General features: G+C 45.8%; 18 protein-coding genes. 6 read left to right on the top strand and 12 right to left on the bottom strand.

Going from position 1 to position 21,382, the window contains the following annotated elements; all coding sequences use genetic code 11:
* Positions 1 to 91: 91 nt before the first annotated feature.
* The 4 genes from alaS to HY807_05065 form a co-directional block, all read right to left on the bottom strand.
* Positions 92 to 2,728 (bottom strand): alanine--tRNA ligase, encoded by a 2,637-nt coding sequence (gene alaS / locus HY807_05080; GenBank protein MBI4825778.1) that lies wholly within the window; start codon positions 2,726 to 2,728, stop codon positions 92 to 94.
* A 171-nt stretch (positions 2,729 to 2,899) separates the two neighbouring features.
* Positions 2,900 to 4,252, bottom strand: coding sequence for a M48 family metalloprotease (locus HY807_05075; GenBank protein ID MBI4825777.1), 1,353 nt, complete (start codon positions 4,250 to 4,252; stop codon positions 2,900 to 2,902).
* Positions 4,227 to 4,520 (bottom strand): multiubiquitin domain-containing protein, encoded by a 294-nt coding sequence (locus HY807_05070; protein MBI4825776.1) that lies wholly within the window; start codon positions 4,518 to 4,520, stop codon positions 4,227 to 4,229. The genes HY807_05075 and HY807_05070 overlap by 26 nt, the downstream gene beginning before the upstream one ends.
* Before the next feature lie 7 nt (positions 4,521 to 4,527).
* Positions 4,528 to 4,683 (bottom strand): hypothetical protein, encoded by a 156-nt coding sequence (locus HY807_05065; protein ID MBI4825775.1) that lies wholly within the window; start codon positions 4,681 to 4,683, stop codon positions 4,528 to 4,530.
* Positions 4,684 to 4,880: 197 nt separating this feature from the next.
* On the opposite strand from HY807_05065, the gene HY807_05060 reads away from it, so the two are divergent.
* The 6 genes from HY807_05060 to HY807_05035 all read left to right on the top strand — a co-directional run bounded on the left by HY807_05060 (position 4,881) and on the right by HY807_05035 (position 11,219).
* Complete coding sequence (locus HY807_05060; GenBank protein MBI4825774.1) at positions 4,881 to 5,216, top strand: helix-turn-helix transcriptional regulator; 336 nt, start codon at positions 4,881 to 4,883, stop codon at positions 5,214 to 5,216.
* Positions 5,217 to 5,221: 5 nt separating this feature from the next.
* A complete protein-coding gene (locus HY807_05055) occupies positions 5,222 to 6,058 on the top strand; it encodes an ImmA/IrrE family metallo-endopeptidase (GenBank protein ID MBI4825773.1) in 837 nt (278 codons plus the stop codon).
* Positions 6,059 to 6,179: 121 nt separating this feature from the next.
* On the top strand, positions 6,180 to 7,151 hold the full coding sequence (gene hemB, locus HY807_05050) for a porphobilinogen synthase (protein MBI4825772.1): 972 nt from the start codon (positions 6,180 to 6,182) through the stop codon (positions 7,149 to 7,151).
* A 244-nt stretch (positions 7,152 to 7,395) separates the two neighbouring features.
* Positions 7,396 to 9,270: a DUF4445 domain-containing protein gene (locus HY807_05045; protein MBI4825771.1), complete on the top strand. Its 1,875-nt coding sequence runs from the start codon at positions 7,396 to 7,398 to the stop codon at positions 9,268 to 9,270.
* 51 nt (positions 9,271 to 9,321) lie between these two features.
* The gene (locus HY807_05040) at positions 9,322 to 10,533 is read left to right on the top strand and encodes a tyrosine--tRNA ligase (GenBank protein MBI4825770.1); all 1,212 of its coding nucleotides are present in this window, start codon (positions 9,322 to 9,324) and stop codon (positions 10,531 to 10,533) included.
* Between the two features lie 143 nt (positions 10,534 to 10,676).
* On the top strand, positions 10,677 to 11,219 hold the full coding sequence (locus HY807_05035) for a hypothetical protein (protein MBI4825769.1): 543 nt from the start codon (positions 10,677 to 10,679) through the stop codon (positions 11,217 to 11,219).
* A 333-nt stretch (positions 11,220 to 11,552) separates the two neighbouring features.
* On the opposite strand, the gene HY807_05030 is transcribed toward HY807_05035, so the two are convergent.
* The 8 genes from HY807_05030 to cobA form a co-directional block, all read right to left on the bottom strand.
* Positions 11,553 to 11,723: a hypothetical protein gene (locus HY807_05030; GenBank protein ID MBI4825768.1), complete on the bottom strand. Its 171-nt coding sequence runs from the start codon at positions 11,721 to 11,723 to the stop codon at positions 11,553 to 11,555.
* 17 nt (positions 11,724 to 11,740) lie between these two features.
* A complete protein-coding gene (locus HY807_05025; GenBank protein ID MBI4825767.1) occupies positions 11,741 to 12,568 on the bottom strand; it encodes a Bro-N domain-containing protein in 828 nt (275 codons plus the stop codon).
* Between the two features lie 263 nt (positions 12,569 to 12,831).
* A complete protein-coding gene (locus HY807_05020) occupies positions 12,832 to 13,404 on the bottom strand; it encodes a hypothetical protein (GenBank protein ID MBI4825766.1) in 573 nt (190 codons plus the stop codon).
* A 79-nt stretch (positions 13,405 to 13,483) separates the two neighbouring features.
* Positions 13,484 to 13,924 carry a 30S ribosomal protein S11 gene (gene rpsK, locus HY807_05015; protein ID MBI4825765.1) on the bottom strand — a complete coding sequence of 147 codons (441 nt, stop codon included), beginning with the start codon at positions 13,922 to 13,924 and terminating at the stop codon, positions 13,484 to 13,486.
* A gap of 24 nt (positions 13,925 to 13,948) precedes the next feature.
* Positions 13,949 to 15,364 (bottom strand): mannose-1-phosphate guanylyltransferase/mannose-6-phosphate isomerase, encoded by a 1,416-nt coding sequence (locus HY807_05010; protein MBI4825764.1) that lies wholly within the window; start codon positions 15,362 to 15,364, stop codon positions 13,949 to 13,951.
* Positions 15,343 to 16,236 carry a diguanylate cyclase gene (locus tag HY807_05005; protein ID MBI4825763.1) on the bottom strand — a complete coding sequence of 298 codons (894 nt, stop codon included), beginning with the start codon at positions 16,234 to 16,236 and terminating at the stop codon, positions 15,343 to 15,345. The genes HY807_05010 and HY807_05005 overlap by 22 nt, the downstream gene beginning before the upstream one ends.
* Positions 16,233 to 19,676 (bottom strand): response regulator, encoded by a 3,444-nt coding sequence (locus HY807_05000; protein MBI4825762.1) that lies wholly within the window; start codon positions 19,674 to 19,676, stop codon positions 16,233 to 16,235. The genes HY807_05005 and HY807_05000 overlap by 4 nt, the downstream gene beginning before the upstream one ends.
* 112 nt (positions 19,677 to 19,788) lie before the next feature.
* Positions 19,789 to 21,324 carry a uroporphyrinogen-III C-methyltransferase gene (gene cobA, locus HY807_04995; GenBank protein ID MBI4825761.1) on the bottom strand — a complete coding sequence of 512 codons (1,536 nt, stop codon included), beginning with the start codon at positions 21,322 to 21,324 and terminating at the stop codon, positions 19,789 to 19,791.
* Positions 21,325 to 21,382 lie beyond the last annotated feature (58 nt).

Below are 21,382 nucleotides of genomic sequence, written 5' to 3'. Positions count from 1 at the left end.
AAAATCTGTCATTCCGGCTTGTCCGGAATCTTTTCCCAGAAGGATTCCGGACAAGCCGGAATGACGCAACTGGTGCATAATAAACAACCCTTTATTTTGTCTCTCCCTTGATTATATCAGGTACTGAGGAGATTGCCATATCAATTCCATCGATATCTTTTGTCCCGCCCTGAGCCATATCAGCCCTGCCGCCGCCCTTGCCGCCGGTGACGCTCTTTAATATGTTCCCCGCGTGGAAACGCGAGGCGAGGTCTTTTGTTACGAGGGATACATATGATGCCTGGCCGTTCAGTATGGAGCCGAGGACTATGACACCTGAGTTCATCTTATCTTTCAGCTTGTCCGCCAGGTCTCTGAGCGTCTTCATATCAAGCCCGTCGATCTTGTGCGCAAGCACCTTTATGCCGTCTATCTCAACCGTCTTTCCAAGGATGCTCTCTATATCATTAGAGGCTGAACTGCTCCTCAGCTTTTCCATCTCTTTTTCAAGCAGCTTGAGGTCGCTTAAGGCCTTGCGCACTTTATCTGCTACATTAAGAGGGGTTGCCTTAAGAAGCCCTGCCGTCTTTTTAAGCTCGTCTTCCTCGTCATTAATGAACTTATGCGCGGAAAATCCTGTCAGCGCCTCTATTCTTCTTATGCCTGCTGCCGCGCTTCCTTCAGAGATTATCTTGAACGGGCCGATATCACCTGTCGCGCTGCAGTGCGTTCCCCCGCACAGTTCGGCAGAGTAATTTCCCGCCTTTACGACCCTGACAGTCTCTCCGTATTTTTCACCAAAGAGCGCCACCACTCCGTGTGCTATCGCATTGTTAAGCGATGTCTCAGAGACATGGACAGGCATATTCCTGATTATCTTTTCATTCACTATCCGCTCGACCTCTTTGATCTCCCTTTCATCCATGGCAAAGAAGTGGTTGAAGTCAAACCTCAGCCGGTCAGGCGCTACAAACGAGCCTGCCTGTTTTATATGGTCGCCTAACACTTCCTTCAGAGCCGCATGCAGAATATGCGTGGCTGTATGATTGCGTTTGACAGATGCTCTTCTCTCTTCATCTATAACAGGCTTCACATACATGTCAGGCCTTAACGTGCCTTTGATTATTCTTACTGAATGCAGGATAAGGTTGTGGGTTCTTTTTGCATTAATCACCTCAAGTTTCAATAGCCCTTCGCCATGCTCCATCATGCCGGTATCGCCCACCTGTCCGCCTGATTCGCCGTAGAACGGTGTCCTGTCTAAAACTACCTCAACCTCTTCACCTTCTTTTGCTTCTTTGATGAGGGCGCCGTTCTTTATCATCGCCTTGACCACGCTCTCTGTTTTATCAGGAGCGTCATAGCCTGTGAATTCAGTGGCTCCGACAAGAGTTTCTATCTCTTTGTATATGCCTGAAACTTCCTCTCCGCCGCCGACCCATGATGCGCGCGCCTTTGTCTTCTGAAGCTCCATCTCCTCATTAAAACCTTTTTCATCTATCTTCAGTCCGTTGTCTTCAGCAATGTCCTTCGCAAGGTCAAGCGGAAATCCGAATGTGTCATAAAGTTTAAAGAGTTCGGTGCCCGGTATCGTCTCTTTGCCCGATGCCCTTACCTCATTAATTACCTTGTCCAGCAGATCCATGCCTGAAGAGAGTGTGTGCGCGAATCTCTCTTCTTCAAACTTAAGGACCTTTTTGCTCATCCCGATATTTTCATTCAGTTCAGAATACGGGCCGGACATCATCTTATATACCGCGTCAAGCACATCATGCAGGAACGGCCCCTTGATGCCTAACATGAGCCCGTGCCTTGCAGCCCTTCTTATGATCCTTCTTAAGACATAACCTCTTCCTTCATTTGAAGGCACAAGCCCCTCTGAAAGCACGAATGCCGATGACCTTATATGGTCGGCTATGACCCTCATAGAGACATCGTTTGCTTTATCTTTCCCGTATTTTTTACCTGAAATACCTTCAACATATTTTATGATCGGCATGAATAGGTCAGAGTCAAAGTTATTCGTCTTTCCCTGCAGCACAGCGGCAAGCCTCTCAAGCCCCATGCCTGTGTCAATGCTCGGCTTGGGCAGCGGGTGAAGTTTGCCTGCCGTATCCCTGTTGTACTGCATAAATACGAGGTTCCATATCTCAAGGTATCTGTCGCAGTCGCATCCAACCATGCAGCCGGGCTTTCCGCATCCCATCTCCGGCCCCTGGTCTATCAGTATCTCAGAGCACGGCCCGCACGGCCCTGTGTCGCCCATCTGCCAGAAGTTGTCCTTCTCTCCGAGCCTGAATATCTGGTTGGCAGGTATTCCTATATGCTTCTGCCATATCTCCGCAGCCTCGTCGTCATCATTGAAAACGGTTATCATCAGCTTGTCAGCAGGGAGATGAACCTTTTCAGTTAGAAATTCCCAAGCCCATTCACACGCCTCTCTCTTGAAATAATCGCCGAATGAGAAGTTGCCTAACATCTCAAAGAAGGTATGGTGCCTTGCCGTCCTTCCGACATTCTCAAGGTCATTGTGCTTGCCGCCCGCCCTCAGGCACTTCTGAACGGTCACAGCCCGTTTGTGCTGGCTCTCCACATCGCCCAGAAAGATGGATTTGAACTGGACCATACCTGCGTTGGTGAATAAAAGTGTAGGGTCATCAACAGGCAAAAGAGGGGAGCTTGGAAGCGCCTTATGCCCTTTCTCCTTAAAGAAATCGATGAAGAGTTTTCTTATATCGCTGCTATTCATTCCGGGATTTTTCTCCTGCTGGTTTTTTGATACCGTATTATACAAAAAACTGTATATATTTATGGTTCTTGTATTGTTGGTTATGCCTCAGTTCCGTGTTTGCGTCATTCCGGCTTGTCCGGAATCTATCTTGTGGAGGGACTTTTTACTCGGGAGGGTGAAATAAATCTATTAATGAATACACAAACAATGTCCACCTTTCTTTTCTGCTTCTATATGGCACTCGTAATCAATACTACCTTTACTGAAGTCGATTACTTCCATTTTGTTTCTCATCATATCCTCATCTTTTGTCTCAATAATTATAGAAATATTGTTTAAATTCTTGATGGTCGTTGCGTTGTTGATGTTTAAAACTAAATAAACACCCCACATATCCCTTACTTGGTCAAGCAAACTAAGTGCATATTTTTGCTTTCCGTTATCATCTTCTAATGTTAAATATATTTTTTCTGCTTCTTTACTCTGGTATTTATCAAAGAAACTGTAATCATTAATATAGAAGAAAATATTTGAAGTATCATTGAAAGTGCTTTGATAAAGAAGATCAATTTGCACGGGTGGTTGTGAAGGATGTCCTTTATATAAAAAATGTTCGTTATTAAATTTCTTAAACTTTGTTTGTTTAACCCGTGCAATTCTCTCTTCGAGCAAGGGGTGTGAATTAGATGCAGGGTCAGGATTATCAACAGTTGCAAGACTATAAAATTTTAACTTCTTAAACACATTCTCAAGAATTTGTTTATCCATATTATTTTGATCAAAATATAGAATTGCAAGTTCATCAGCTTCTCTTTCTTGCTCTACAGGATACCCCTTGTAAAAAATGTCTACGGCAACCCTTGCAGCAACAGATATCCCAACTGCAATAGCTGCGACATCTCTATTACCATCTCTTGCAGCCGCGCCTGCTATTCCAGTAGCCATGGCAGCAATCATGTCATTAGCAGCTTGTTGGTTTAACAATGCATAATATTGTTTTAATACATGCCTCTTTTCAACGTGTGCTATTTCATGAACCAATATACCTTCTAATTCCTCCTCACTTTCAATAGAACTCAGCAAACCTTTATTAACAAGAATATGTCCGGCAGCTAAGGTATTTGCTGTCACGCTTGGGTCGATCGAATGAGCAGGACTAGAAATGATGGCGACATATGTCGCCATCTTCTCATAATGGTCCTTGTAACAGCCACTCGAAGGCTTGCTTGAGAAATAATGGTGAACAATAAGATCATGACCAAGTGATTTTTGAACACTTTGATTTATGATCTTGGTCATCGCTACCCCGTTCTTATCGCAAGGATGTTCTCCCGAAAAATAAACCGTATGATCCTTAGGCGTAGTTGTCATGTCACCAGCCACATTCAACTCGGACACGAGTATACCAAACTTAATCTCTTTGATAGAGTTCACATACGGAACTTGCTTGACCAGTAGATGGTTCGACCTAACCTCTACATCATAGCCTTCGTCTCGCAGACGCTTTAGATCACTGTTACGATTTATCAGTTGCTGTGACATTAAAGATTATTCCCTCTTTGATTTTGACTTTTCCCCCCTCGACCAAGGTTCCCTCGGGCTTATTGCCTTCGCCCCGTCTATATGTCACAGTGAAAACGATATTCTGGCCAGTCGGAGGATTGTCAAAAGCTAAAGCGACAACTTCGTCAAACGAAAGCTCTTTTGTGGTCACGACCTTTTGCCGACCATTCACAATGATCGCATATTCTTTGTTTTGACCGGGTGCTTCATTTTTGTGGTCTTCCTTGTGCTCTTTTTCTTTTTCCATTTCCTTACTACCTCCTATTTTTCCTTGCGAACTCCCTTAAACGGAGTTCCGTCTGATTTAACATCCTTGAAGCGACCAGTCTCAGTGTCGCGCTTCGTCCATCTTTCTGTTTTGGAATTTTGCACCTGTGAGCGATCTCTGACTGCTCCATGTCTATGTCCATCTCCTATTGGTGGATTCTTTGCCATTTTCACCTCCTTTTTAATATTATCTATAACCCACTAAAACTCTCTAACGTGATTTACATTATCACAGTTGTGACAATAAAGTCAAGCCACTGTGATTTAATATTTCACAGCCGTGATTATTTATTGTTAATTCTGTTATCATATCAATATATTTTAAGAAGGGAGAATGAGTATGTCTGAAACTGTAGGGGATAGAATAAAAGCGGAAAGGATTAAAACTGGCTGGAACCAAACGAAGTTGGCAGAAATCGCAGGTGTTCGCCCCTCTACAATCAGTCAAATTGAAAATGGAGATAGATATCCATCAACTGAGGTATTAGAAAAGCTTGCTAAAGCTCTGAAGACTACTGTCAGTCGCCTTTTGGGACAAACATCTAAAGATGAACTCGAAGACATTCTCCAAGATCCCGATGTGCAGCTACTTTTCAGGGATTTCAAAAACCTGTCGGCAAAAGACAGAGAAATGATTTTACGACAGATCAAATTTTTGAAATCCGAAAGGAAATGATTGCCTTGAATCCTGAATATTACGCCTCTACGCTTCTAAACGACTTGAATGTAATTAGTTTGCCCGTCAATCCTTTTACTATTGCCTGCTCTTTAAAACTCAACGTTGTAGAAGTTGATGCAGATAGTTTTGATGGGTTGTATCTTCGCGTGGGTGACAAAGTTGTAATCAACATAAATAAGAATATTACAAATATAGGTAGAAAGCATTTTACCTTAGCGCATGAAATTGCTCATCATTGTATCCCCTCTCATGATCAAAATAACTATCAATGTATACCTAATCCCTTTAAGAACAAGGATATAAAAGAAGTAGAGGCTGATCAGTTTGCGTCAGAATTTCTCTTACCTGAAAGGCTATTTAAGCCATTGCTTTATCAATACAAGCCAGATTTCGAAAGTATTCAAGAACTTGCCGATGACTGTGGGACAAGTCTGACAGCAACCGCGATCAAATTCGCAAAACATACTGAAGATTGTTGTGTCTTGATTGCAACTTCAGAGAATAAAATAAAATGGTTTCAAAAATCATCTTCTTTTCCATACTGGATTGAACATGGCAAACAAGTTTCTCCAGGTACTTTAACAGCATCATATTCCCTAAAAGGTGTCGTTCAAGAAGCCGAGTCACAAGAAGTACATGCTACGTTCTGGTTTAATGGGAAGGGGATAGATAATGCCACTACTCTTTTCGAAAGCTGCGTGCCAATGATAGATTATGGGGTAGTGCTTACAATGCTCTGGTTTCCAGAGCCACCATATGATAACTCTGGTTATTGTGATGAAGACAAAGAGCATAGATATGAGGAAAGCTCTTGGAAATGGCAAGATCCAAAAGAATAATTAATGAACAATCAAAAGAAAACAGCCCTGAAATACAGGGGATTCAAACTATCAAATCTGGTATACTTTATCAATCAAGACAAGCAGTTTTTAACCTATTTCATATATAAAAGGAGCGGATATGTCTTTACTAAACAGGCCGAGAAGGCTCAGGGCAAATGAAAGCATAAGAAGGCTGGTTCGTGAAACACATCTCAGTACGGATGACCTCGTATATCCATTGTTCGTGACCTTTGGCAAGAACGTAAAGAAGAAGATAAACGCGATGCCCGGATGTTTTCAGATGTCTGTGGATCTCATCGTCAAGGAAGCGCAGGCAGCATACAAGCTCGGCATACCTGCTGTTCTGCTCTTTGGCATTCCTGAGCATAAGGATGCCCATGCGTCAGAGGCATATAAAAAGAACGGCGTGGTTCAGACTGCTGTAAAGGCGATAAAGAATAAGGTTCCCGGCCTTCTTGTCATAACGGATGTCTGCCTGTGCGAATATACTGACCACGGCCACTGCGGAATTATAAAGGGAGAAAAGGTGCTGAATGACCCGACGCTTGAGGTGCTTGCGAAAGAGGCGCTCTCGCATGCAGAGGCAGGCGCGGATATCATCGCCCCTTCAGACATGATGGACGGCAGGATAGGTTATATAAGAGACGCGCTTGATGAGCACGGTTTTGATGATACACCGATAATGAGCTATGCCGCGAAATACGCTTCTGCTTTTTACGGCCCGTTCAGGGATGCGGCAGAATCAGTGCCGCAGTTCGGTGACAGGAAGAGCTACCAGATGGACCCTCCTAACAGGATCGAGGCGCTTAGGGAAGTTGCGCTTGATATAGAAGAAGGCGCTGACATCGTAATGGTCAAGCCTGCGCTGTCATATCTTGACATCATATCGGATATTAAAAATACCTTTGACCTGCCTGTTGCCGCATACAATGTCAGCGGCGAATACTCAATGGTCAAGGCGGCAGCCAAGCTCGGCTGGATAGATGAGAATAAGGTCATGATGGAGATTCTCACCTCCATAAAAAGGGCAGGCGCTGACATCATAATCACATACCACGCGATGGAAGCAGCCAAAGAGCTTAGAAAATAATTATCAGGCAAGTCTCTTATAAAATCCCCACTTTAACAACCAAAAGTAGGTGCTTTAGGCAAGGGGGGCACGGGGGGATTTTATAATAATGCTTTATTATAATCAGAAAATTAATACATCAATAAAGAAATAATGGAATGATCTACAATTGCAAAATCTCCCCTAACCCTGCCTACCGGCAGGCAGGCCCTCTTTGCCTACCAAAAGTAGGTGCTTTAGGCAAGAGGGGAACAGAAGAAATAAAATGAAGATAACACTCGCATCCGGCAAGGTCATTCCTGCATCCGCTGATTCATCGCTCCTTGAAAGCCTCAACCGAGAGGGCGTGTTCCTTACATCTTCATGCGCGGGCAAAGGCACCTGTGGCAAGTGCAAGGTTATCGTAAAGTCAGGCTCTGCAGATTCTAAAGCAAAGACAAAGCTTTCACACGAAGAGATAGGCCGCGGCTATGCGCTTGCCTGCAAGACCTTTCCGCAAAGCGACCTTACAATAGATATTCCCAAAGAGTCTGTCCTCACGATTGAAGGCAAGATAGCGACTGAAAAGTCCAAAGACCTTCAGGCCCTCTTCGCAGCCTCAGGCGCAGAGCTCGACCCGCTTACTGAGAGGACACTGCTTCAGCTTCCTCCTGCGTCACTTGATGACAATATCAGCGACCTTGCGAGGCTCAAGAGAGGGCTGGATGCATACGGACTCTCCTGTTTAAAGGTGCCTTTCAGATTGTTGAAGAACCTTTCCGCGACATTGAGAAAAGATAAATGGGAGGTGACGATATCCTCGATACATACCGATGACTGCCATGAGGTCATTAATATCTTTCCGGGAGATAAAGAGTCGCCGCGCTACGGCGTTGCTGTTGATATCGGTACCACAACGCTTGCGCTCTATCTGATCGACCTGACAGACGGCAAGGTAGTTGATATCGCATCAACATATAATTCGCAGATAAGGTTCGGGGATGATGTCATCACAAGGATCGTGCATGCGACAGAGCACGGCGAGCTCGCCAATATCAATGAGGCTGTCATAAATGACATCAACATCATGCTGGCGCTGCTGATGAAGGCGCACGCTACAGACCCTGATACGATAGACCAGCTCGTTATCGCGGGCAACCCGACAATGACACAGCTCTTCTTCAGCCTCGACCCTTCATCAATAAGAGAGGAACCTTATATTCCGACTGCAAATACTTTCCCGATCTCTTTCACAGGCGAGCTCGGAATAAATCTAAACCCGAATACGCCTGTATACACCTTCCCTTCAGTCTCAAGTTATGTAGGCGGGGACATCGTCTCAGGCGTTCTTGCGTCAGGGATGTATAAACGGGAGGAACTCTCTCTATTTATGGATATCGGCACCAACGGCGAGATAGTGCTCGGCAACTCTGAGTTGCTTGTGGCTGCCGCATGTTCAGCAGGCCCGTGCTTTGAAGGAAGCGGCATGAAGCACGGCATGCGCGCGACAGAGGGAGCGATAGAGGATGTGAAGATAAACCGCAGCACGCTTGAGCCTGAGATCGAGGTGATAGGCGAATCTCAGCCGCTCGGCATCTGCGGCTCGGGAATGATCGACGCGATATCTGAGATGTTCTTCACAGGCATCATTGACCAGAGGGGCAAGCTGCAGAAAGATGTTTCAAAGAGAGTGAGGATGGGCGAGGACGGACTTGAGTTCGTGATCCATTACGGAAAGGACAGGGATATCGTTCTGACCGAGCCTGACATAGAGAATATACTCAGGGCAAAAGCCGCCATCTACGCGGGCATTTCGATACTTCTCAGCGAAGTTGGTTTTACATTTGATGATATTCAAAAGGTCTATATAGCAGGCGGATTCGGAAAGTTCCTTGATATTGAAAAAGCGATAATACTTGGAATGCTTCCTGACATGCCGAGAGAGAAGTTTAAATTCTTAGGCAATACCTCTGTCACAGGCGCATACCTCTGCTCGCTCTCCAGAAAACTGCGGAAAGAAGGCGAGAAGATAGCAGAGAGGATGACATATCTCGAACTCTCTGTCTCACGCTCATTTATGGATGAGTATGTCTCAGGATTGTTCATCCCGCACACGAACATGGATGCGTTCCCAAGCGTTAAGGCGCTGATGAAGAAGTAGCTGTTATTGAATCTTCATACATAAATCCTGTATTCTTTTCTAACCATGTCTATGCTTAAACCTGAAGAACAGCTGAAGATATTTAAGAGGGGAACGTTTGAGATCCTGCTCGAAAAGGAGCTTCTCAAGAAGCTTGAACGCTCTTACAAAGAGAAGAAGCCTTTAAAGCTGAAGGTCGGTTTTGACCCCACCGCTCCTGACATCCACCTCGGACATACTGTGCTCCTTCAGAAGATGCGCCAGCTACAGGATATCGGGCACCAGCTCACCCTCATAATCGGAGACCTCACAGGCATGATAGGCGACCCTACAGGAAGAAATGAGATAAGAAAGCCGCTTACAAAGGAAGAGGTCTTGAAGAATGCGGAGACATACAAGACCCAGGTCTTTAAGGTTCTTGACCCTGAGAAAACAGAAATACGCTTCAACAGCGAGTGGCTTGATAAGCTCTCAACCATAGAGATCATAAAGCTTCAGGCAAAACAGACCGTTGCCCGCATGCTTGAGCGGGACGACTTTAAAAAGAGGTTTGCAAATAATAACTCCATCGGCATACATGAGTTCATGTACCCGCTCCTTCAGGGATATGATTCAGTCGTGCTTCAATCTGATGTCGAGCTTGGAGGCACAGACCAGAGGTTCAACCTCCTGATGGGTAGGGAGCTTCAGGAGAAGGACGGACAGGAGCCGCAGGTGCTTGTCATCATGCCGCTTCTTGAAGGAACGGACGGCATAAAGAAGATGTCAAAGAGCCTCGGCAACTACATCGGCATCTCAGAACCTGCAAAAGATATCTACGGAAAGATCCTCTCCATCAGCGATGAGCTAATGGTCAAGTACTATGAACTTTTAAGCCATATATCTATTGATGAACTTGCTAAATTAAAAGAAGGACTGAAAGACGGTTCTGTCCATCCTAAAAAAGCAAAAGAAGAACTTGCCCTTGAGATAACTGAGAGGTATCACAGCAAAGACGAGGCGCTCAAGGCGAAGGAAGAGTTTGACAGCATCTTTAAAGATCATGGCGTGCCCGATGACGTTCCTGTTTACATACTGGAAGATGAGAATGACTTCTGGCTTCCCAAAGTTTTAAAAGATTCCAGCTCAGTCAAAAGCACCGGAGAGGCCATAAGGCTCATGCAGCAGGGCGGTGTGAAGGTTGATGATGAGAAGTTTGATGACCCTGATAAAAAACTTACTGCCGGTGAATACCTTCTGAAAGTTGGGAAGAGACGGTTTTTGAAGATAGTGGCTAAGAAGTAATATCCATCCTTGCAAAGAAATATTATATGTTAGGGAATCAAGAAGAGATAAAGTAATTAATAACTTTCTATTATCAATGATTGATAGTTTCTTCTCAAAATAGTAGATGACAAGCAACAATTACTTATGGATATAGTGTTTCGGTGTTAAAGAATCAAAAAAAATATTTTTTAATTATCTTGCCATTATTTTTAACAGGATGTGTTACACCTGATAATGCTACTTCACAGGTGTTATCAAGTGGAACATGGGGGATTTTTATTGCGTCTGTATTTGTAACTCGATGTTTTGCACGTGACTACATTTTTAATAAGCCTTCAACTTACTCAATCTTTACTGTCTTTATGCTAATGAGTATAGTAGGCATTTTTAAGTATAGTGGAGAAGGGGCTTTAGTTACTACAGCATTTATTGATTCAGCATCAGGAATGACTTGGTTTTTACTTTTATGTGTCATAATATTTTTTGGTTTTATTGTTATATTTTTTAGTGGGTTATTAGTTGGAATAATTTTTTTGCCAATGGTTGCTTTATATACAATAGGCCCTCTTTATATATTACGAGAACTGGATTTTGAATTTTATGAGACAATAGCATCGTTAATCACTTTTATTTATGCAATCTCATTTATATTTAATTTGCCAACGATTAATATTTGGTTATGGCTTTATGCACTATTTACATAACTTCCTATTATCAACGATCTCGTAACTCTTTTTTCTCGGTTCATGGACTTAACATTGAAGGGGTTACGGTAGACAATTTTTTGCCATATAAAATGATGCAAGACAGATAGCATGATGAGATCATCAATGTTTCAGTTCCCCCGCTTCTTTCTCTGCGTTCAATAACCAATTCAATCTCTTTAAGTGTTAATTCACCGCCACTTGTGGCGCATCTTGCTTGTGTTTTTGGGTTTTGATACCCCGTCCGCTTGCGGCGGCGTAGTTCATTTATGTCTCAATTCTTCAGCATCAGCAAGGGCTTCCTCTTTCGCTTCTATTGCAAGCGGCTAAAGATTAGCGGTCAGCAATCGGTTTTGAAATATCTCTTTGCTCCGACACATAAGACTTATCATTCTCCCGGCGCTTTTTATTAGACTCCTTTTGGGCTGCTGCCTTTATTCCCCAATAAGCGCCATTCCCTTTTTTAGAACCGGCATGTTCGGTCTTCTTAGCTTCGTTTCCCATAGTAACCCTTCAGTTTTCTACTTCTTCCTTCCCAATCTTTTCCTGCTCTCAGGTTCAGTCAGATAATTCTCCTTTGAAACAACCCTCTTTCCCGTCTTCTTCTCAAGGTCTTTTCTCGCCATGCCTGCAACCTCGCCACCTTTGCGCGCTGAACGTTTGCTCTCATGAAACCCTTTTGCATCATCAACTTTAGTTATCTCCGTTGTAGCAGCTTCGCCAAGCATTGAGAATATCAGCTCAAGGTCATTCATATGGTCTCTCAGGTTCTCGCGTTTCAACCCTTTTAATTTCTTATGCTGACCCGGGGTTACGCCGAATGCAGCCTTTGCGATCTCGGCAGTAAGTATCTCATATTCCTTTTTCTCCTTCACTTCCCTCTTCTTCCATTCGTCTGTAAGCTCTTCCCTGATCGCAATGCCGCGCATGCGCTTTTCTATCCATTCATCGGAATATCCCTTTGCCTTATACAATTCTCTTGTCCGCTTTGTTCCGAGTTCAGGATTTTCGATCTCCTGAACTCGTTCATAACCAACCTTTGCCAGCCAGCGTTTGAAAGGCTCCGCCTTAGGGGATGGGATAGACTGAATAATGCGGAAAATGCCCTCTGTGTTGGCGCAGTTCATCTTTTGAAGACCGCCTTCAGTATCTATGGAAAGGGTATGTACAATTTGTACCCACCCTTTGCCTAGTTCGGGATCGCGCTGTTTCATGCGCTGTATATATTGTTTTGAGTCGCTTGATTCAATAAGCGCCAATACAACATCCTCAACGACAAACCACCATTCATTCTTATGAATCGTCTTTCTGATCCCCTTACCTCTAAAAACTGCAATATTCGTTTCCATCTGCCTCCTTATGACCAAAGGAATAATGCCTTATTCTATTCCTAAAAATGATTTTTGCCAAGACATTTATTTGTGTCTAACATCATCCGGATTAATTCATTATCTTGAAATAAAATAGCCGGTTATGAGCGACTTGGAATATTAATGAAAACTTGAAATCACAATTTGTGATTTCAAGTTGGGGAGGGGATTGCAGAGCAACACCAAAAGAATAAAAGGCTGAAACAGCCGCAAAAAGTATTTACAGATTACCGCTGAAAGATCTAAGCATTCCCTTCGGCATTATTATCAACAACAGACATTTTGTTCAGCTCCTGGATCAACAAGAGCGGCATGAACCTTCTTTCCTGATAAACTCTCCTCGTGCGGTATCTTCTGTTAGGGCATTTTGGTTTTATGGAACTCCCCATCCTTCTCCGTTCCCTGACAGCCCTTCTCTGATATATCCTGCGCTCATCCGCATTTAATATGTCTTCATTATAAGAGAGCTTCTTGAGTGTCACATGATTATTGTCCTTCCAGGGCCACATCATGATCAAGACCTTGGAGGAATCATGCGTCCCGTAGAAGAGAGACTGGCCTTCGCGCACCCCTCCTATGTAGTCTGAAAGAACCTTGATAGGCTTCTTTCCATGTAACGCGTTGTCTGCAGGGCCTTCGTCTTCCTTCCTGCCTTCAAAAACAACCGGATGCCCGAGTTTGTCAGATAAGACCTGATGCCAGTTGGAAATGTCTTTGCTGAAGAAGACCAATTCAGCGTAATTATGCGTATCCTGCCGGATCTCTTTAACAGAACTGCTTAATAACTCTTCTCCAAGTATCTTCCAGATCTTCATGACAGCCCCTTTATTGCGTCCATATTATGTTACAAATTCTGTTTGATATTATAAAAACCTGATAAACATAAATCAATGCTCACCACCAGAGCATTCTCCACCACTCTTTTAACCTCTCAATATACTTCTCCAGCACAAAGATATCCCCTTTGTCCGGCTTATTCTCCCTGTCGTGCCTGATCCTGACGCCGTGTTTGTCATATACCATCTGGATCTTGATCCCGGCGGATAAGATGCCTTCAATAATGGCCTTGATGACCATATCCATTTCATCGCCGTAATCGTTCTTTATATAAATGTTCACCTCGAACATTCCGGCATATGCCGCTTTTTTCGCAGCGGCGGCAGCAGTTTTTTTCGCAGCCTGGGAGGATATTCTCCACTCGCCCTTAAAACCCTGCGCAAGCGTAGATGACCACGTAACAACTTTGCCTTTCATGTCTAAGAACGTTACTACGATATTGTCAGGCATCAGCTGCACGGCAACGTTGCCTGAAACCGCTTCATCCTTCTTAAACATCGCCCTCCCGTGAACGGCTAAAAACTACTCCCTGCCGAAATCATCGTCAAACCTGACTATGTCATCCTCGCCAAGATAACCGCCCATCTGGACCTCGATCAGGTGCAGGGGCTCTTTGCCCGGGTTCTCAAGGCGGTGGCGGCTCTCTTTCGGGACATAGGTTGACTGGTTCTCTTTGAGGATAATTGTCCGGTCTCCGTTGATTATCTTTGCGGTGCCGCTTACAACGACCCAGTGTTCGTTCCTGTGATGATGCATCTGAAGCGAAAGTTTGGCGCCGGGGTAAACAACGATACGTTTTATCTTTGTACCTTCCATCTCTTCAAGGATCGTATATGTGCCCCATGGACGGTAGACAGTGGCATGGGACTTGTACTCCTCGCGCCCCTTTTCCTTTAATTCAGCGACAATATTTTTTACATCCCTGCTCTTTTCGAGGTCTGAGATAAAGACGGTGTCGGGAGTATCAATGACAACTACATTCTCAAGCCCTGTCACAACAACCAGCCTGCTGCCGCCTCTGACAAAACTGTGTTTTGTATCTTTTAATATGACATCTCCTTCCACAACATTATCATCGCTGTCTTTTGGAAGAAAATTATAGAGCGTCTCCCATGTCCCTATGTCGCTCCACCCGAAGTCCGACGGGAGCACAACCCCTCTCATGGTCTTCTCCATGATCGCGTAATCGATGGAGATATTGGGAAGCGCCGCATAGCTGTCCATGGAGACAGGCGCATTGCCTGACAATATGGCGCGCATGTTATTTAAAAGTCCCGGCTCTGCCGCGGCAAACTCATTAACCATTACAGATGCCTTGAACGCGAACATGCCGCTGTTCCAGAAGAAGTTCCCCTTGCTGAGATAATCCTTTGCGGTCTCAAGATCCGGCTTCTCGACAAACCTCTTGACCTTAAGCGCCCCTTCCTCTACTGTTCCTTCGCCTTCTATGTAGCCGTAGCCTGTCTCAGGCCTGTCAGGTTTTATCCCGAAAGTAACGATATGATCTTTTTCCGCAAGCCTTACCGCAGCCTCAAGCCTTTCATGAAAACCCTGAAGATCCTTTATCACATGGTCTGAAGGGAATACGAGCATAACCGCATCTTCTTCAGTCTTTAAGATATTAAGTATTGCCAGTAATATCGCGGGAGCGGTGTTTCTTCCGCATGGTTCGGTGATTATCTTTCCTTCTGAGGATATCCCAAGCGCCTCAAGATGCCTAGCGATCTCAAAAAAATGTTCTTTGCCGCAGACTATCTTGAGCCTCTCAAGTTCTACTGTAGGGGAGAGCCTCTTGATCGTGTTCTGTATCAGGGATTCGTCTCCTACAAGGTTCACAAGCTGCTTCGGGAATAGCTCCCTTGAAACAGGCCACAGCCTTGTGCCTGTGCCGCCTGCAAGGAGGATCGGATGGATCTTTATTTCTCCCCCTCTTTCCATGAAGTGACCCTGTTCTTTCCTTCCTTCTTTGAGATATACATCGCCTCATCAGCCTTATTGCAGAGGACTGAAAAACTTGCGCCGTCCTCAGGCGCAGAGGCTATGCCCGCGCTGAAGGTGCAGAGAAGTTTCGCGTCACTTACGGGAGTCTCCCTGAATGACGACAGAAGCCTCCTGGTCAGCTCCATGGCTCCTTCCTTGTCTGAGTTTATAAGGCAGAGCAGGAACTCTTCGCCGCCGTAGCGGCCTGCAAAATCAATGGTTCTCAGCTTTTGCTGAAAGAGCTGGCCGAGCTGTATAAGCACAAGGTCGCCGACAGAATGGCCATGCCGGTCATTTACCTGTTTAAAATTATCTATATCAATAAAGACGATCGATATGCCGCCGCCGTACCTGCCGATGCGTGAAAGCTCTTTCTCCACCCTCTGTTCAAGCGCCTGGCGGTTCAGAAGGCCTGTAAGCTGGTCGATGCTCGACCTCTCTGTAAATGTCGCGTGCCGCTCGATCACAGACCTTACGCGCGCGACAAGTATCGACGGATCGAACGGCTTTGTAATATAGTCATCCACCCTCAGGCGAAATCCCTTGACCTGATCCACAGACTCTGAGCTTGCCGTAAGAAAGATAAAAGGTATATCCCTGGTCTCGGACTTGTTGAGTATATTCTCGCGAAATTCAAAACCGCTCGTCCCGGGCATCTGAATATCACAGATTATGAGGTCCACATGATTTTTGGACAACGCCTCCATGGCGCTGCCGCTGTCCATTGCGGTAAGCGTCGTAAAACCTGCCTTCTTCAATTTAAGGTCTATAAGCCTTGTAAGCGGCAGGTCATCGTCAATGATAAGGACCAAATTTTTATTATCATTCATTGCTGTTCATCTCTCATCTGTATCTTGACGGTCGAAAGATAATTATCAAGACGGCTGTTGAGTTTAATTATAGCCTCTTTATCACTGTTTTTGGCAGCTTCTTCCATCTCTTTCCCGATATCTGTTATCTCATTAAAGCCGTAGCTCCCGCCGGTCCCTTTAAGGCTGTGGCCGATCCTCTGTATCTCATTGAGATCATTCTTGCTGAGCATGGCTCCGATCTTCTCCACCTCTTTCTTCATGCTATTCATGAAATCAGGTATCAGGTCCTGAAGGTCAGGATCTATATATACAACATTATCACCATATGTCCCGGCATCGGATGAGGCAGCAGAAAGAGAGGGCTTTCTCCCGCCGAGATATTCCTGTATCGCCTGCAGAAGGGCAGCCTTTCTGATAGGTTTTGCGAGGTGGGAAGTGCAGCCGGCCTGGAGGCACTTTCTAACCTCGCCTGTCCCGTCGTGCGCGGTCATTGCAACGATAGGCAGGTCTGCGCCGCCTGCAAGCCCCCTGATATTGCCTGCCGCGGCATAACCGTCCATCTCAGGCATCTCCATATCCATGAGTATCAGCGATACCCTCTGTTTTTTAAACAGGTCAACCGCCTCTTTTCCGTTCGAAGCAAATATCAGCCTGCAGTTCTCACCCTTGAGATAGCTCCCGATAAGCTTCCTGTTGTCCTCTATATCATCCGCAACAAGGATAACCGGATACATATCGAGCCATTTATCAACGGTATCCAGCAGGACCTTTCTGTTCAGCGGCTTGGTGATATAGTCATCCATATCATTCTCCATGCATTTTTCACGATAGCCCTTCATCGCGTGGGCCGTAAGCGCTATGACAGGAGTCCTCCGCCCGCCCTTTTCAAGCATCCTTATATGCCGGGTCGCTTCAAATCCGTCCATCTGCGGCATCTGGATATCCATCAGAATCAGGTCATAATGATACCTCTTAAACGCCTCCACAACATCCCTTCCGTTATCCGCGGTATCCACTACAAAGCCGGCGCTCTCAAGGAATTTCCTCGCAAGTTTCTGGCCGTCAGGATTGTCATCGGCCAGCAGGATCTTGATATGCCCCTTCTCGTCAATGATCTCTATCTCCTTCTTCGGGGCCGCGGCCTCATCATGCACATTAATACGCAGTATCTTCAGAAGGGCGTTAAAGAGGCTTGACTGCTTGACCGGTTTTACCAGCGCTTCGCAGATCTTGAGCTTCTTCATCAGTCCCGGGTTGATCCTGCCCCATGAGGAGAGGATCAATATCTTAAGGTCCTTGAACTTCTTGTCGCTCCGCAGCGCCTCAACGACCTCGATGCCGTCCATCTCAGGCATCTGATAGTCAAGAATAAGAAGATCATATTTTTTGGCGCCTGACTGCAGGATGGATAACGCCTCTTTCCCGCTTTCAGCTTCGTCGACTTTAAATCCCCACGCGCCGAGTATCTTCTGCAGGATAAACCTGTTGGTGCTGCTGTCATCGACAACAAGCACTGTTATCTCTTTGAAATCAGGATAGGCATACTCTATCTTCCTGAACTCTTCTGTCTCTTCTTCATAAGGAAGTGACAGAACAATATGGAAAGCGCTGCCTTTGCCGATCGTACTCTCCGCCCATATCTTCCCGCCCATCATCTCGATGAGAAGCTTTGATATGCTGAGGCCGAGCCCGGTCCCTCCGTACTTTCTGGTGGTCGATGAGTCGGCCTGAGTGAATTTATCAAATATCTTCTCTATATCAGCTTCTGATATCCCGACCCCGGTGTCAGTGACCATGAAGTGAAGCCCGACGACCTTTTTACTCTGGTCAGTATAAGACGGAGATATCTCAACCTTGAGTACGACCTCTCCCTTTTCAGTGAATTTAAGCGCGTTGCCCATAAGGTTTATAAGCACCTGGCGAAGCCGGGTAGGGTCTCCAAGAACAGTTGATGAGGGGATGCCCGGGTCGACATAACATATCAGCTCCACCTCTTTGTCCTTGGCCCTTACATTAAGCCCCTCTGCGACACCCTCTACGACCTCCTTCAGGTTAAATGGGATATTCTCAAGCTCCATGTTTCCTGCCTCGATCTTGGATATATCGAGGATATCATTGATCAAAGAGAGAAGCGCTTCAGAGTTTGACTGAACTATCTTAAGGAAATCACTCTGCTCAGGAGAGAGGTTCGTATCCATTGTCAGCTCTGTCATGCCGATTATGGCGTTCATCGGGGTTCGTATCTCATGGCTCATATTGGCAAGGAACTCGCTCTTTGCCATTGAAGCAGCCTCCGCTGCCTCCCTTGCCTTCTCGAGCTCAGCCTCTGCTCGCTTGTGCTCAATGATCCCGGCTAATGTATTGGCAATGGCAAGGAAGAAGTCCTCATCCCTGCGGTTCCTCTGGTACCCTTCGCCGAGATACAGGTTCATTACGCCGTTGATCTTATTGCCGAAGAGTATCGGAATGCAGTACTGGCTCTGCTTATGCGTGCCGTCAGCAGCGTCAAAACTGCATCGGTCAGCCCATTCGGTAAAACTTATCTGCCTTGTGGAAGCTGCCTTGCCGCAGTAACACTCGTTGAACGGAACTACCGAACAGGTATGCGATATCTTTTGCGGAAGCCTGTACTTTGCTTTCATGAAAAGCATTCCCGCGTCTTCATCCGCAAGATATATGCACCCGTTTGCACTTTCATCAAGCCATGGAAGCGAAAACAGCACGCCGAGCGTCTGCTCAAGCTGGTCTTCAAGCGAAACAGGCGTAAGAGATATCCTGAGCACCGTGCTTATAACACCCTGCATGTGCCGGTCTTTTTCAAGTTTTTTGGCAGCCAGCTTAAGTTCGGTTATCTCTCTTACCAGCAGGACCTTCTCTTCAGTGAAGATATCAGGCCCGCTTATGCTGAAGATATGTTCATTGCCGTCCTTATCCAGCAGGATGCGCTCAATGCTCTCTTCCCCCTCTATCTTAAAGGCGGAAATATCACCGCACATCCCGGCAAAGGCCTCCATCTGGCTGTTGGCAGCCTTCATCCCGCCGGAGGTCATGTTGATCACGCCGACGCCGACGGCATTTGTCACGGACTGAAGCAGCTTAAGATGGTTCTCTTTCTCAGCCATCTCTACCTGCCTCTTCTCAAGCAGCAGCTTCTTCTCAGCCTCGATCCTCAATGCCTCGCGCGCGCCTATTATCTCATCAGTAAGGTCCTGAAACCTCTTCTCAAGGATATAAAGCTGGTCGCCTTTGAGCGCCTGCTGCGTCTTTATCCCCAGCGTATTCCGGGAGAAGTCGGAAACACGCTTTGTTAATCTCTGTATACGCACTGTTATCCAGAGTACTACAAGCGTCACCGCCAGGATAATGACCGCAAGCTGTATTATTGAGTGCCTGCTGATCTGTTCGCCCTGTATCCTCTCATAAAAGAGTGAGGCGCTGAACCCTGCTAGGATGGTCACTATGGCCATCTTAATGCTTAGAGGAGTGCGCTGATGCAGTTCTTTTATTTTTAGTTTAAGGTATCGCATCTTACGAATTTATTTAAATGTAAATATCCCAAGAATGAAATATCTATTTTGCCGATGCCCATTTGATTATCTCATTCACCATCGCTTCAACAGTCGCCTCTTTGGGCATTATACTTACCTTCAATCCTGCCTTTTCAACCGCTCGCGCAGTTACAGGCCCGATGACAGCGATAGCCACGCCATCAAGAAGCGATTCGGCATCGTCTCCAACCATATCCATGAAATTATTAAAAGTAGCGGCGCTTGTAAATGTCGCGACAGTTATCTTCCCCTCTTTCAGAAACCTCTTGAGCCTCTTTCCGTGTATCTCAGGCTTGACCGCCCTGTAGGCAGTGACAACATCGATCTCACCGCCCATCTCAACAACCCTTTTTGGAAATACATCCCTTGCTGTTTCCGCTCTCGGCAGGAGGAAGCGCACGCCTTTTAACGGGTCAGCACTATTAGCCTGTGACATTGATGTGAAGGCAGATATAAGCCCCTCTGAATTAAACTCCTCAGGCACCATATCAACCTTTATGCCGTACTCCTGTATCGCAGAGGCGGTCTTTGTTCCGACCGCGCATACCCTGACACCCTTGAGATCCCTGATATCCCTCTTCTCAAAAAGCCTTTTGAAAAAGAAGTTCACACCGTTCGCGCTTGTCAGCACGAGCCAGTTATAGGCCTCTAATTTGTCTATTGCCTTATCAAGCTCTGTCCGGTCTTCAGCCGGGACAATTTTAATAGTATGAAATTCAATCAGTTCCGCGCCCAGTTCTCCAAGCGGTTCAAAACCCTCTGTGTGCTCTCTGGTAACAAGCACTCTCTGGCCGAACATGGGTTTATCCTCATACCATTTGAGCTTCTCCCTCAGTTTGACCACATCGCCAACCACCATGACCGCAGGCGGCCTTATCTCCTTCTCCCTGATCAGGCTGACGATGTTCTGAAGGCTGCCCACAACCGTCTTCTGGTCAGCCCTTGTCCCCCACCTGATAACGGCAACAGGCGTCTCAGGCTTTCTGCCGTTCTCAATAAGCCGCTGACAGACTGTATCGATATTCTTTACAGCCATCAGAAAAACTATAGTGTCGATGCCTGTGGCAAGCCTCGACCAGTCTATGGAGCTCTCCCCTTTTGTAATATCCTCATACCCAGGAACTATGGCAAGTGAAGACGCATATGATCTGTGCGTAAGAGGTATACCCGCATAGGCAGGAGCAGCGACCGCTGAACTTACGCCGGGCACGACCTCGAACTTAATGCCATTGTCAAAAAGAGCCTCTGCCTCTTCTCCGCCCCTTCCAAAGACAAAAGGGTCGCCGCCTTTGAGACGGCAGACCACCTTGCCCTCTTTGGCCTTTTCAACAAGGACACGGTTGATATCTTCCTGCACCATTGCATGCTGCCCGCCGCGCTTGCCCGCATAAATCAACTCAGCGTCATGCTTGATATAGTTCAGTATCTGGGAGTTAAGATGGAAGTCATAGACCACTACCTCCGCCTTCTGAAGGCAGCTTAGCCCCTTGACCGTGAAGAGCCCTATATCACCTGGGCCAGCTCCGACTATGTATACCTTGCCATTCTTGTTTTGCATATATTTTCCAATGAAAAGCTTGAACAAAAATCCATAAATAATAACACATATAGATGGA

It is taken from the genome of Nitrospirota bacterium, from assembly GCA_016207885.1.
Lineage (GTDB): Bacteria > Nitrospirota > Thermodesulfovibrionia > UBA6902 > UBA6902 > JACQZG01.
The sequence above is the reverse complement of the archived record's forward strand: the minus strand, read 5'-3'. Positions and strand labels throughout refer to the sequence as shown.